Annotated in this window: 12 protein-coding genes and 1 pseudogene; 6 read left to right on the forward strand and 7 right to left on the reverse strand. The window is 43.7% G+C overall.

All coding sequences use genetic code 11. The features are described 5' to 3' along the window. Window positions 1–22 precede the first annotated feature (22 nt). Window positions 23–1,171 (forward strand): winged helix-turn-helix domain-containing protein, encoded by a 1,149-nt coding sequence (locus AC6I8U_RS18690; protein ID WP_498019257.1) that lies wholly within the window; start codon window positions 23–25, stop codon window positions 1,169–1,171. Window positions 1,172–1,185: 14 nt separating this feature from the next. Here the strand turns inward: AC6I8U_RS18690 and AC6I8U_RS18695 are convergent, their stop codons facing one another. Then, on the reverse strand, window positions 1,186–1,677 hold the full coding sequence (locus tag AC6I8U_RS18695; RefSeq protein ID WP_498019258.1) for a tetratricopeptide repeat protein: 492 nt from the start codon (window positions 1,675–1,677) through the stop codon (window positions 1,186–1,188). A 394-nt stretch (window positions 1,678–2,071) separates the two neighbouring features. Here AC6I8U_RS18695 and AC6I8U_RS18700 point away from each other — a divergent pair, with 394 nt between their 5' ends. Further along, the gene (locus tag AC6I8U_RS18700; protein WP_234496404.1) at window positions 2,072–2,602 is read left to right on the forward strand and encodes a glycosidase; all 531 of its coding nucleotides are present in this window, start codon (window positions 2,072–2,074) and stop codon (window positions 2,600–2,602) included. Window positions 2,603–2,749: 147 nt separating this feature from the next. After that, window positions 2,750–3,463 (forward strand): GntR family transcriptional regulator, encoded by a 714-nt coding sequence (locus AC6I8U_RS18705; protein WP_498019259.1) that lies wholly within the window; start codon window positions 2,750–2,752, stop codon window positions 3,461–3,463. A 27-nt stretch (window positions 3,464–3,490) separates the two neighbouring features. Here the strand turns inward: AC6I8U_RS18705 and AC6I8U_RS18710 are convergent, their stop codons facing one another. Next, entirely contained in the window at window positions 3,491–4,690 is a 1,200-nt protein-coding gene (locus AC6I8U_RS18710) for an enolase C-terminal domain-like protein (RefSeq protein ID WP_498019260.1), read from the reverse strand. 255 nt (window positions 4,691–4,945) lie between these two features. Between AC6I8U_RS18710 and AC6I8U_RS18715 the strand changes: the two genes are divergently transcribed. Beyond that, window positions 4,946–6,379: a PTS transporter subunit EIIC gene (locus AC6I8U_RS18715; protein ID WP_498019261.1), complete on the forward strand. Its 1,434-nt coding sequence runs from the start codon at window positions 4,946–4,948 to the stop codon at window positions 6,377–6,379. 371 nt (window positions 6,380–6,750) lie between these two features. Here AC6I8U_RS18715 and AC6I8U_RS18720 read toward each other — a convergent pair whose 3' ends face one another. The 4 genes from AC6I8U_RS18720 to AC6I8U_RS18735 form a co-directional block, all read right to left on the reverse strand. Beyond that, window positions 6,751–7,668 (reverse strand): helix-turn-helix domain-containing protein, encoded by a 918-nt coding sequence (locus AC6I8U_RS18720; protein ID WP_498019262.1) that lies wholly within the window; start codon window positions 7,666–7,668, stop codon window positions 6,751–6,753. Between the two features lie 59 nt (window positions 7,669–7,727). Next, complete coding sequence (locus AC6I8U_RS18725; RefSeq protein ID WP_498019263.1) at window positions 7,728–8,342, reverse strand: alpha/beta hydrolase; 615 nt, start codon at window positions 8,340–8,342, stop codon at window positions 7,728–7,730. Window positions 8,343–8,479: 137 nt separating this feature from the next. Then, window positions 8,480–10,093, reverse strand: a complete 1,614-nt coding sequence (locus AC6I8U_RS18730; protein WP_498016648.1) for an IS1634 family transposase — start codon at window positions 10,091–10,093, stop codon at window positions 8,480–8,482. A gap of 91 nt (window positions 10,094–10,184) precedes the next feature. After that, window positions 10,185–10,457, reverse strand: a complete 273-nt coding sequence (locus AC6I8U_RS18735) for a hypothetical protein (RefSeq protein ID WP_498019264.1) — start codon at window positions 10,455–10,457, stop codon at window positions 10,185–10,187. Window positions 10,458–10,701: 244 nt separating this feature from the next. On the opposite strand from AC6I8U_RS18735, the gene AC6I8U_RS18740 reads away from it, so the two are divergent. Further along, a complete protein-coding gene (locus AC6I8U_RS18740; protein WP_498019265.1) occupies window positions 10,702–11,859 on the forward strand; it encodes an alpha/beta hydrolase in 1,158 nt (385 codons plus the stop codon). Window positions 11,860–11,940: 81 nt separating this feature from the next. On the opposite strand, the pseudogene AC6I8U_RS18745 reads toward AC6I8U_RS18740, so the two are convergent. Beyond that, window positions 11,941–12,065, reverse strand: a pseudogene (locus tag AC6I8U_RS18745) (helix-turn-helix domain-containing protein); the annotation flags it as partial. Between the two features lie 126 nt (window positions 12,066–12,191). On the opposite strand from AC6I8U_RS18745, the gene AC6I8U_RS18750 reads away from it, so the two are divergent. Further along, a complete protein-coding gene (locus tag AC6I8U_RS18750) occupies window positions 12,192–12,593 on the forward strand; it encodes a hypothetical protein (RefSeq protein ID WP_498019266.1) in 402 nt (133 codons plus the stop codon). The last annotated feature ends 53 nt before the right edge of the window (window positions 12,594–12,646 follow it).

Genomic DNA, 12,646 nt, shown 5'->3' on the forward strand with positions numbered 1-12,646 from the left:
TGGCTAGCTTGGAAGTTATGTAATGCAGTCTATTTCTCTCGCACAGGCTCAGAAAATTGCTCTGCTGTCTCAGGGGCTCCCGGCTCAAAAGCTAACTGGTACCGCTTACCAAAAAAGCGTGCAATCGATGCAGACGTTAGGCTATGTGCAGATTGATACCATCTCTGTGGTGCAACGCGCTCACCACCATACCTTATGGAGCCGGAATCATAGTTACGCTCCAGAGCACTTAGATCGGATGGTGAAAGAACGTTTGGTATACGAGTATTGGTCTCATGCTGCTTCGTATCTGGATATGGCAAATTTTCAATTTTCACTACCTCGAAAACACGCCATCAAGTCAGACAAGCAAAATCACTGGTTTAGGAAAAACCCTAAGCTGATGTCGGAGGTACTCGCGAGAATCACATCAGATGGGCCATTAATGGCGAAAGACTTCGATTCTACGGTCACAAAGAAAACGGGATGGGAGAGCAAACCAACTAAACAAGCGCTTGAAATGTTGTATATGCAAGGTGATTTAATGATCACTGAACGCAAAAACTTCCATAAAGTTTACGATCTAACTGAACGTGTACTGCCATCTAGTATCAATACGACCACTCCCTCGGCGCTAGAGTACGCCAAGTTTCTTGTCATTAACTCGCTTGTGACTCATGGTCTAGCCACATTGGCAGAAATAACCTATCTACAAAAAGGTATGAAAGCGAGCGTCAATGAAGCGATAAATCAGCTAATTGAGGAGGGAGAAATAGATAAGGTATCAGTGAATGGAGAGATCTATTTCACTCGTCCTCAATCCCTTTCGTTATTAGATAAAAGGCTGAATCGAAAACAAACACGCATCCTCTCCCCCTTTGATAATCTCGTCATTCAGCGCGACAGGGTGAGCAAGCTTTTTAACTTCGATTATCTTCTAGAGTGCTACGTCCCCGCGAACAAACGGCAACATGGCTACTTTGTCTTACCGATATTGTGGGACGGGCGATTGGTTGCAAGAGCAGATTGTAAAGCCCACAGAAAAGAGGCGCATCTAGAAGTTATAACGCTCCACATTGAGCCAGGTGCAAGCAAGCAGACTGCATTTAAAGACAGTCTAGAGCTTGAACTCACACAGTTTGCTCATTTCAACGGATGTGCAACATTCAGTATCACACGACAGATTGGCTAACTCGCACGCGAGCCTCAGCCTTTTACTTTTTCAGACACACCAAAGAACTGCTCTGGCGTTTTCTCTTCACCCTGGGCAATAACAAATGCCAGCTCATCCGCCAAAGGTGAACGCAATTGTCTCAGCGTATCTAGATCTTCTCTCGCGAGTGCGGCATTGCCCATCTGAACATGTAATACACCTCGATACATGTAAGGTTCAGGCATTTTTGGAGAGAGAGCTATGGCTTTGTTGTAGTGAAACATCGCGGTATTGTAATGGTCTGGGCCTTGCTTTCTTAGGGTATACGCTAGGTTGTTGTGCGCTTCCGCCCAGTCTTTATCTCGCTTCAAGGCTGTTCGAAATTTTCGCTCTGCATCAAGAAACTGCTTGTCCATCATCAACTCAACACCCTGATTGTATATCCGCTCAGCCCGGCTGAGAGAGTTGCTGCTCGAGCCAGAGCCGGCAGCCCAAAGGTTTGATGAAACGATCATACTGGTTACGAGGATTATAGTGCTTCGCATGGTTCTCTCCTGATTTGCCGACGCTCTTTACTTACGCGACGCAATTCTTACTGGTTCACCTTTTAGCAAAATCACCACACCTCAAATACCAGAAAACACGCCCCTTCGTGTTACCAAAAACGATCCCGTTATCAGTTTGTAATATTTGGTTATATTTCCTCAATAAGAGAACAGTCTCAGAATTTTATATTGAACAGACCTGTCGTTAACGATAAAAATCAGAATTATCTTAAAAACAGCTAACAAAACGCAGCAAGAAAACTTGCACATTTTGTGACCTATTACTCTCACCCTTTGTACTCATCCCCCTTCACCTCTTTAGGGGGATGAGTAGCTATTTTTGGGTCAGGAATATCCTAGGCTCGCCCTAACCAAAAATAAAAAAGGACAAACCATGACATCAATAAAATCTGCTCTGTCTATGGCAGTGATAAGTGCACTAATGTTTGGCTGTGCGTCTGACCCAGCGACATCATCAGCGGATGACAGTGCTGCAACAACGACAGCTGCTGTGGCGGCTGCTCCAGCAGGCGTCGATACCGCCGCGATGGCAGCCTGTGACGCACCAACGGTTGCTGATAAAGGTCCTGTTAGCAAACAGCTTTTCGTAGTCGGTACGTTTGCCGATTCAAACTGGAAACACGTCGACGGACGTAAGTTCGAGCACAAAGGAGACGGTTTGTATCAAGCAGTGATCGACGAAAAACCAGGTAAGTTCAGCATGCAGTACGCAGCTTCAGACTGGAAACCACAATACACCGCTGAAGGACGCACACTTAACCCAGGAGAGACAAAAGTACTTAAGTGGGGTGGCTATGGCAAAGATACTAAATCGGTCATCGAAACTGCTGGAAAGTACGTTTGGTCAGTTAAGTTTGACGAGAAAGCAAATCCCGTCGCTGTATCAGTGAATAAGTGCATGTAGCGCCTCGCAGCCAAGTGAGTAAACCTCACTTGGCTTCAAATCTCGCTTGACCCCTCAAAACTCTCAAAGGCTAACTCAATAGGTTTGCCAATATCCCTCTTTCGTCGCTATCATTAATACCATCTGATGTAATTCACAAAGCCCGCAATGAAAAAGCATGAACAGCTGGTTCAAGACCTGATCAGTAAAATCTGCCAAGGTGTTATCACACACAAACTGCCTTCAGAAAGAGAGCTCGCCGACAAATATCAATTATCTCGATTCTCTATTAGAAAGGCCCTATCGAAACTTGAGGCAATTGGTGTCGCCAAACCTAAAACGGGTTCTGGGTATTTTGTTAATACAGCGATGATTGGCTCGCCACTCATATATAACTCGATAACAGAAAATAGCTTCGAACAGATCTCCTATAAAAAAGTTCAGCTTAATAAACGAGTACCTACTCATCACGAGATGCAAGTTTTCTCTATAGGTGAAAATGATTACTTGTGGCACATCAAACGGTTAAGACTCGTTCAAGATAAAATCACTCAAATAGAAGAAACGATTCTACCGGTACATTTATTCCCTAAAATGAACGACACTATTGTTGAAAGTTCGCTGCAAAAGCTCGCGCTTTCATTAGGCTTAGAAATAGACAGCTACTTAACGAGTTATAAAGCCGTTAGTTTATCTTCAGAAGATGCTAAGTTACTAGAATGCAAACATTCTACGTCGGCTATGAATATTACTAATCGAGGTTTTCTTTTATCGGGAAAGGCTTTTATTGTCAGTGACATTCTCGATATTAACTATCAATGTACGTATCACACCAAATTTAATAACGAAAGTTTGCAATACCGAGATCAAAACGACCGCTAAATTAGCGGTCGTTTTCTATTAATCATTTTATGGCGTATGAATTGAACCATCAGGTAGTCGACTTTGCGTCCATTCATGTGGACGATATTCAACAGGGAAGTCTTTCGCCGCTTGTAGATCCATTTCAACGCCAATACCTGGCTTTTCTGATGCGTACAAGAAACCTTTTCTTGGCTCTGCTGCATTCGGGAACACGCGACGCGTATTCTCTTTGTAATGCACGTGCTCTTGAATGGCCGCGTTGTGCAGATGAACATTCATATGTGTGTTCACTGCAGCACCGATTGGTGTCATATCTGGTGGGCAGTGCCAAGCAATTCGCACACCGAAGCTCTCGCAGAAATGACCAAGTTTCAATGCAGGTGTGATGCCGCCAATTTGCGAAACGTGGCAGCGAATGAAATCTATCTGACGATTGATAATGATCGACTTCCACTCTTCTGGGTTGTTAAACAACTCGCCTAAAGCCAAAGATACCGAGGTTTGACTGCGAATGTTGCTCAGCCATTCAGTTTGGTTTGGTGGCAGGATATCCTCAATAAAGTACGGATAGTACTGCTCGACTTGCTTGGCAAATTGAATCGCTTGGTTCGGGAACAACCTCTCGTGAACATCATGCAGAATATGGAACTGATTACCGTACTTCTCACGAAGTAGCTTAAACATGTTCAGTGTATTCGCCATGTATTGGTCTTGGTCGTAATACGAGCCTTCCGTTGGGTTTTCTGTTGTGTGCATGTTCTCTGGCACGCCACCGTAAAAACCAAGCTGACAACGAATGTGCTTGTAGCCTTGTTCTAGGAACTGATCAACCTGCTCGTACAAGCCTTCCATAGTGTCGCTAGTTGCATGAGTGTAGACCTGAATCGCATCTCTTGATTTGCCGCCAAACAGTTGATGTAACGGCATATTTGCAAGCTTTGCTTTAATATCCCAGAGCGCCATATCCACACCAGAAATCGCATTATTAATCACTGGTCCATTACGCCAATAGGAATTAACCATCATCATTTGCCACAGGTCTTCAATGTTATTTGCATTTCGACCAATAATCAGTGGCTTAATATATTCATCCACCATTGTCTTTACGGCAAGTGGACGCTGCTGAAATGTTGCACAACCATAACCCGTCACACCTGATTCAGTTTCCACAATCACAGTAATTAGATTATGACGGTCCGGTTTGGTAATCACACATTCAATATTTGTAATGAGATTTTCTTTCACGATATTGGCTCTAGGTCAGAAATTTCATTCTATCTAACAGCGAAAAAAAACAGAATTCAAGCGCTATTTTATGGCAAAATTTGACTGGTTCGTTATCGATGGACTTTTGCAAAGAAAAACGAACCAATCGATGAAAATAGCTTAAAATTAATGAATTGACGCATTTAATGTGACGAATCTCTCTGTTTTTTCGATTGGGGCAGATACGCCCTCTGGATATTATGTCCCCATCAAATAACGGCAGGAAATTCCATTATGCAACTGACTGAAACGCTTGATGACGTGAACTCAACAACGAAAAATAATAGTGAGCAAAACGGTTTCAACGACAACCTAAAAGTGCTAGTGACGGCGCTTGGTGGTGAGAGCAACATCGTAAACATTACCCACTGTATGACGCGCCTGCGCTTTAAGCTTGCGGACGAGTCATTGGCAAAAAAAGATGCCCTTGAGAAAATCCCTGACGTGCGAGGTGTAGTTCTTGCACAAGGACAAACTCAAGTTGTCATCGGGGTCGATGTGGAAAAATGGTACAACGCACTCTCTGGTGTCAGCACGAGTACCGAAGAGCCAACTCTCGAAGTCGAAAAAGGTAAGCTGTTCCAAAGTGCAATGCGCGTAGTCGCGGGTATTTTCGGGCCAGTAGTACCAGCCATCGCTGGTGCCGGTATGTTAATGGGACTGCTGTCTGGTCTTATCGCAACCAATGTGATTTCAGAATCATCCGATACGGTCTATTTCTTCCGTTCAATCTCTACTGCCGTATTCTTTTTCCTACCTATGCTGGTTTCTTTCTCTGCAGCCAAGGTGTTTAAAGTTAACGAGTACATCGCTCTAGCCGTGTCATCAGCGATGCTGGCACCAAAGCTGGTTGAAAAAGCAGCACTACTTAAAGATGCTGGCGCAGCACCTGAACTCACCGTAATGGGCGTGATTCCTGTAGAGCTGCTGAACTACGGCGGTGCTATCGTTCCGGCCATCCTAGCAGTTTGGGTACTCTCTAAGGTGACTCCATTTGTCGACCGATTTGTACCATCGCCAGCAAAACCGGTATTCACACCACTGCTCGCATTCACCGTAACATCAACAATCGTCCTATCTTTGGTTGCTCCAGCGGGTATGTGGCTAAGCAACGGTGCAGGTTGGGTCGTGAGCTCACTTCTTGAAATTTCACCAACGCTAACTGGCTTCGTGTTCGGTTTGACACGCCCAATTACTATCGTGTTTGGTATCCACCACAGCATGACGCCAATCAGCTTGAACAACTTTGCTTTGTACGGAAAAGATCTACTGATGCCAATCATGTGTCTTGGCAACCTAGCCATCGCTGGTGCAACTATGGCCGTGTGGTACAAACAGCGTAAGCACGTTTCTAAAGAAGAGTCGTCAGTAACAGTAGGCTCTGGTATCACAGCGATTCTAGGTATCACTGAACCAGCTCTATTCGGTGTTCTAACTAAGTACACAAAGGCACTGTTTACTGCGAGCTTGGCGGCAGGTGTTGTCGGCGCAATCTCTGTTACGATTGATACTCACCTAACAAGCTACATTCTATCGTCTGTATTTAGTCTTCCTGCTTACCTAGCAAGCGGCACACAGAACTTCATTCAAGCGGTACTTGGTGTTGTGGGTGTATTTGCTCTGGCATTTGCTCTGACTATGATGTTTGTTAACGTCGACGATAAATAATCTACAAGTAGTCTAAAACGAAAAGGCTCACACGCTTTTAACTAGAGATAGTTATTAGAGTGTGGGCCTTTTTGGTGTTTCAAGCCATACCAAAATCATCGTCATCCCCTTGAAAAAGGGGATCTCATTCAGCGCGTCGCGGAGTTGATTTATGCGACTTAGTTGAATACTTTCAGTCATCTACACTCTATAGAAGATCCTCACTTTCGTGTGAATGACGGTTATATGGGGTACGTTAGAAATGAATGGATGCAGAGCATTTATGTCCAGACCTGTGCTGGCGGGGTAGATCAACGTAACTCAGAACTGCCTCGAAATGAGTTTGAAACCAATATGTCTGCGATTGGAACTGACAATGAATCCCCTCTTAATCAGTGACGAATATTTTCAGTTCGATACTCAGAAGGCGTCATACCAACTTTATTTTTAAACAACCTAGAGAAATACTGTGGGTATTCAAAACCAAGTGAGTAGGCAATGGTGGCTACAGAATCCTTGCTAGAAAGCAAGCGGTCTTTCGCCTTATCAATCAACGCATAATGAATCCAGTCTTTGGTCGTTTTTCCTGTCTCTGCTTTCAGGGCATCACTCAAATAACGACTGGTCATATTCATCCTTTCAGCCAGTTCTTCTACTTCAGGAATTGGCGCAGACTCTTCAATCACTGCCTGTAAGCGAGTTTCCAAAAGCGCGTTAAACTGATCATGAACTGAGGTGTCGGCTTCTTTACGCATCAAGAACTGACGGTGGTAGTAGCGGTTTGCGTACATCAATAAGGTGCTGATTTGCGACAAGATCAAATCTTTACTAAAAGCATCTAAGCTATTGCTAGTTTCAACCTCTAGCGCATCAAACATCATCGCCATGTGCTGCTCTTCTTTCGGTGAAAGGTGAAGCGCTTCGTTCACTGAATAATTGAAGAACTGATACTGCTTTAACTCTTCTTGCAGCTTATGCCCTCGGATGTAATCAGGGTGAAAACAGATGGTTCGAGCAATAGAGTCGATCTTAATACCACTAGCGGTCATCTCTTGGTTGGGCGCAAGAAAGAGCATGGTGCCATTTGAACAATCGTACTTTGTGCGCCCATACAAGAGTTCACCTGAGATGATATGTTTGAGCGAAATCGAATAGAAACTCGTTACCAGTGAAATCTCCTCACCGCAACTTAGCTGATTGTCTTCACTGCTTGAACTCATCTTCATTACATCAATTAAAGGGTGCTCAGGCGGACGTAAACCAAGGGCTTCATTTTGTTCTCTAATGGTTTCGAAGTGAAATTGTTTCATTGCTCAGCCTCATTCAGTGGTCCATAGCCCATGTTTTTAAAAACAGTTGTCATAACAAATTATGCCTGAAAATAGTCCGCTGCCGCTTTGATTGCTTGGTCAACATATTGGTCTTTATCGTATAGATCAACATGGGTAGCACCTTTTATCGATACGCGCTTTTTCGGTCCTTTTTTAGCCCAATGAAACAAGCATGAAAAAACCTTAGTGCTCGCCTTTGAACCATGAATCGTGATTGTTGGCGTGGTTAAGAACCTTGCGATCGCTCTTGCTGAATAGCGCGCGTTATCTAGCATGAAAAATTCAGGCGTTTTATGACTGTAGGTTGGGTAAGTTTGTGCACCCGCACGCTCAGTCATATAGTAATCATAGCCTTCTTTTTGGTCGGTGATTTTAGAGTTTTTTGCAGTGCCGTCATCCATTCCTAGCGCATCAAAAGCGATTACGTCACCTGTCTCATAAGCTTTCTGACGAGCTTGCGACGCTGCCTCTAGCATCTGTTGCGATTTCTTTTTGCCATTCGCCGTAAAATGCACCACGGTGTTCACTAGCATCCCACCCACTAGGGCAATCTTCTTAAGACGCTTATCAGTCAGAGCGGTATACGCCATATGAGAGCCACCCGCACAGATGCCCATACCGAATAGGTTTTCAGTATCGACAAACTTTTGCATGCACAAGAAGCTGATAGCATCATGAATAGCTTCGATTTTAGCTGGTGCGTATTCATAGTTACGAATGTAGCCTTCACTCTCACCGTAACCTTGGTGGTCAAAACAAAGGGCGATGTAGCCGATATTCCGCAGCCAATTTAGGAATAAACCGCTTCATACAGTGCGCCAAGAAGCTTGAGCAGCCGAATCTGATGCTCTTGAATGCCCGTGATGAAGTTTTGACCGCCAAACTCGAGTGTGTCGATACCTTCGAATTTTAAGAATACCCAACGAGCCGTCGGTTTGGTTGTCGTTTTGTTCTTCACCATGCTAGGAAAGAACTCTTCGGTCTTAGTGAGACTCTCTCGGATTTTGTGCTCTAAGCTTGCGTAAACGAGTAGGCTAAGCGTCATGATCATCAACAGTGCCTCAATTCGCTGAGGTTTCTTCAGGAAAATTGATGATGTTAGGAACTCAGGGCTTTTCAAGAAGCGAAATCCGCGCTCTACCTTTTGCTGTGACTTGTAATGCTCAAGCAACTCAGCCATTGTTAGATCGGCGCAGTCAGTATCGTTGGTTGCGAGAATAAACATACCTGCTTTAAGCTTGGCCAGCTTCACTCTTTCTAGATCGGTATAAGGCGTAGCATCTATAACATAATGGTAACCCGCTGGCTTTGCGCCTTTCTTCGGCCGACCGCGACCTGAATAGATTGGCTCTTTAACGATGGTTGGTTGCGCAAAGCCAAGCAAATGACACTGGCTGACGAAGTCGCTCATTGCTTGCTCGGCATCCACTGCGCAAGCAAACTTCTTTTTCATTAGTTGTCCCAGTACTTTCAGCTCTTTGGTGATATTTTTATCTAAGTTCTTATAGAACGTTGCCTCTTCTCGTTTGGTTGCTTGTTCACTATGAACCAACAGCCATTTCTGAGATACTGAGCCATAGTCAGCGTCAATCCAACAACCCGAGTAACCATTACCGATAGGACTCAACTGCTTTAGTTCAAGGTTCATTAAGGCTTCTTTGGCCGACTTAATGGTCATTGGAACACGCGTAATAAACTTCTGTTGTTGCTCATCCAGTGAACGAATGCTTTCCTCGGTGTATAGAGCGGCATCGGCGATGAAGTAGCGACTGTTTTGAGCAGCCTTAAGGCAATGAATATGCCGTTTAGTGACCTCTGAAAATGCCTTAGCGTCATTGGTGTTGCCACTGAGCGCTTGCATGTAAACAGGTAGGCCTGCTTGATTTTCACAAATCAGTTCAAGAACCACTTGATTTAGCTCTGGACGGTGGTCTCGGCTGTAGCCTTTTACCAGTTTGATGGCATTAAGATCTTCGTTTTGGGCGTATTCACCATCGACATGAAAACTCGTGATATCGAGGTGGACAGAGTCTGTTTTAAGTCCAAGCTTATCAACGACATGCTCTGCAATCGCTTGATAAACTGCGGACACATCTGCTTCATATAAAGCATCTAACGTGCGTCCGAGTACATCGTCAGTTAAATGGTGCGCTTCAATGTCTTTAGCGAGTAACTTGGCAACAGGCTTCGTCTCGAAGAAGTCAGAGAACATATGCAGCGTTCTACTGTGAAAGCCAAGACCATTCAGAATCATAGCTAAGACTGCATCGCCATGTGAGACGTTGTGATCCGAGTACTTGGGAATGATGCGATCAATAATGCCTGGTAAACCGACTTCATGACAGAAAGCAGCGATTAGCCCTAAGTGGTCCAGGCGTTTAATGACAGGTTGAACAGCAGACATAATAAGTGACCGTTAAATAACAGTAATAGATCAAAACTGGGGATCGCGGTCAAGAGGCCTATCGCACTAACCGTTGTAAATGATCACTGGATCACATTATTTTAATTCTGAAATTGGCTGCGGAATGACGGATGTAGCCTTGCTCTGCCAGTTTTTGGGCATAGATTGAGCATGTTTGCTCTTTAACTTGGTTAAATGCGCCTGTCAGCACAACTGTTGGGTATTGCTTTGAAGAATCAAAATCGGCAGGAGTAAACAGTAGACCAGCAAGCCTCAGCTCGCCACCCATTGTAGTTGAGATGAACTTAACTTCGTTTTTACCAGCAATGATATTTTCTAAAACCAACTCTGTACGCTTATTCATGTGTCGTTCTCCAAGTTTCAAAAGCAACGTATGTGCTTAAGTTGGGATTATTATGATTAAGCTTGATTGATTACGCAGTGCACAAAACGCCGTAATGTGTATACAAAATAACGAAGGCAACAATTTCGGGATTTTGTATACAACTCCGGTAATTTTGTGCACTGCCAGAATGCACTCTCCAACGTATTATGCCCATATTCCTTCCCCGGAAGATTCATTGATGACAAATGAGGGTATAGAGAACATGCGAGCAAACCTTTTTAAATTATTGTTACTTAGTTTGGTATTTTCACTAATAGGTTGCGTTTCAAGTGCTCCGAAGGCCCTTAATCAATCTCCAGATTATTACGACTATATTCAACCCTCATTTGAACACTATTTAGCCGTAACGCAAGAATGGCTAGCAGAGAATCGAGCTTACATCAGTGAAGAGCAAGATAAAGAAGTAGCGATGAATATGCCGTTTGAACTGTCTCCAAAACAGAAAACAGACAAAGCTATTTTGCTAGTGCATGGTTTAGGGGATTCGCCTTACAGCTTCTCAGACATTGGACCATCCCTACAACAGCAAGGTTTTTACGTTCAGACACTTCTACTTCCTGGACACGGAAGCAAGCCAGAGGACCTAATGCTGCCTAGCTACAAAGATTGGCAAACCGTTGTTGATCACTACGCTGGTTTACTCAAGCAAGAATATGATGAAGTCTGGTTAGGTGGTTTCTCTACTGGCGGAAATCTCGTTACAATTCACGCTATCGAGGAAGGGGATATTGATGGTCTGTTATTGTTTTCACCAGGCTTTCAATCTAAGACGCCATACCTTGAAAAGCTAGCGCCACTCGCTTCTGTCTTTTTTGATGGCTACATCACTCAAGAGGACAATTTTGCTCGCTACAACTCAGCACCGCTTAATGGCGCGATAGCCTATTCCCAAAGCGCGCAAAAGCTAAGAGACCTATTGAAAGAGAATAAAGTAGGGGTACCTACGTTGGTTGTGTTGAGTGAAGCAGACAGCATTATCGATCCTGAAGCAGTAAGTAATTATTATCAACAAAGATTTACCCACCCTAAAAATCAATTGCTTTGGTACGGCGAATCTAGTGTTGAGGAAGAGACGGTTAAGGTTTCTAGTATGAAGCTAGAAGATCTTAGAATCAGTACCGCCTCACATATGAGCCCGTTATTTTCACCAGCCAATCCTCACTATGGTCAAGACTCGGATTATAGAATGTGTATGAATAGTATGGATAGTAAGGCGACAGCATATTGCGAGCAAGGCGGCGAGGTATGGTGGTCTGCTTGGGGTTATGAAGAAGAAGGTAAGGTGCATGCTAGATTAACGTGGAACCCTTACTACCAAGAGCTTGAAAACACCATGTTCGATGTGATGACAACCCAATAACCACAATCAATCTATCAATGCAGCCTCGTGGTTTACCATAAGGCTGCATTGTCTTAAAGAAGTCATTCTAGGCAAACAAGTTTATTTGAAGGAAAAGTGGGATTCTCGCCAACTCGATGGGGTGTCACCTTCGAGCTGTTTAAAGCACGATAAAAAGAGTTTTGGTCTTCATACCCAAATAACACAGCGACCTCATTTATGAATAACTTGGATTTATTTGGGCTTATCGTTTTTTTGTATACAAATTCCGCAGATTTGTGCACTGACCGCATTAGCTACAACGCCTAATATACCTGTATTGAAACGTTGTAGTGACTCTAGGAGTAAAAATCATGGTGGCGAAAAGCGCAAAGTTGACTCAGCTCATTCAAGCTGTCGATGGACAAAAAGTTCATCAAATCCGATGTGGTGATCACCACTTTATTGATATCACCATTGTTCAGACCCAAGGTCGCTTTTTCATTAGACAATACAAGTTCGGTAAACGCAGCTGGTACGACGCTTTCATCAATAATCCAAAGAATGACGATCTGCCAAATGGAGCGATGAAAATTGGTGACTTAGTAGTGCAGATTAATGGCAAGGTGCCAGAAGATTTGCATGCGATGATACCAAGCGTTAATCAAGCCTATCGAAAACTATTAGGTCTCATTTACCCAATTATGCGCTTAACGTTCGATAGAAAAAAACATGAAGCGACAACACTAGAATTGATTCCAGTGTTCGATGATTAATCAAGAATGATTAGCTCAATTATTCCAATAAAATCAGAAACAAAAGGTAGAAC

This window comes from Vibrio sp. KUL80, from assembly GCF_059725495.1.

What these genes read in the sequence shown, in the direction of transcription:
- AC6I8U_RS18690 (WP_498019257.1), top strand. Translation starts at nt 23, where the DNA reads ATGCAGTCTATTTCTCTCGCACAGGCTCAGAAAATTGCTCTGCTGTCT.
- AC6I8U_RS18695 (WP_498019258.1), bottom strand. Translation starts at nt 1,677, where the DNA reads ATGCGAAGCACTATAATCCTCGTAACCAGTATGATCGTTTCATCAAAC.
- AC6I8U_RS18700 (WP_234496404.1), top strand. Translation starts at nt 2,072, where the DNA reads ATGACATCAATAAAATCTGCTCTGTCTATGGCAGTGATAAGTGCACTA.
- AC6I8U_RS18705 (WP_498019259.1), top strand. Translation starts at nt 2,750, where the DNA reads ATGAAAAAGCATGAACAGCTGGTTCAAGACCTGATCAGTAAAATCTGC.
- AC6I8U_RS18715 (WP_498019261.1), top strand. Translation starts at nt 4,946, where the DNA reads ATGCAACTGACTGAAACGCTTGATGACGTGAACTCAACAACGAAAAAT.
- AC6I8U_RS18720 (WP_498019262.1), bottom strand. Translation starts at nt 7,668, where the DNA reads ATGAAACAATTTCACTTCGAAACCATTAGAGAACAAAATGAAGCCCTT.
- AC6I8U_RS18725 (WP_498019263.1), bottom strand. Translation starts at nt 8,342, where the DNA reads ATGCAAAAGTTTGTCGATACTGAAAACCTATTCGGTATGGGCATCTGT.
- AC6I8U_RS18730 (WP_498016648.1), bottom strand. Translation starts at nt 10,093, where the DNA reads ATGTCTGCTGTTCAACCTGTCATTAAACGCCTGGACCACTTAGGGCTA.
- AC6I8U_RS18735 (WP_498019264.1), bottom strand. Translation starts at nt 10,457, where the DNA reads ATGAATAAGCGTACAGAGTTGGTTTTAGAAAATATCATTGCTGGTAAA.
- AC6I8U_RS18740 (WP_498019265.1), top strand. Translation starts at nt 10,702, where the DNA reads ATGCGAGCAAACCTTTTTAAATTATTGTTACTTAGTTTGGTATTTTCA.
- AC6I8U_RS18750 (WP_498019266.1), top strand. Translation starts at nt 12,192, where the DNA reads ATGGTGGCGAAAAGCGCAAAGTTGACTCAGCTCATTCAAGCTGTCGAT.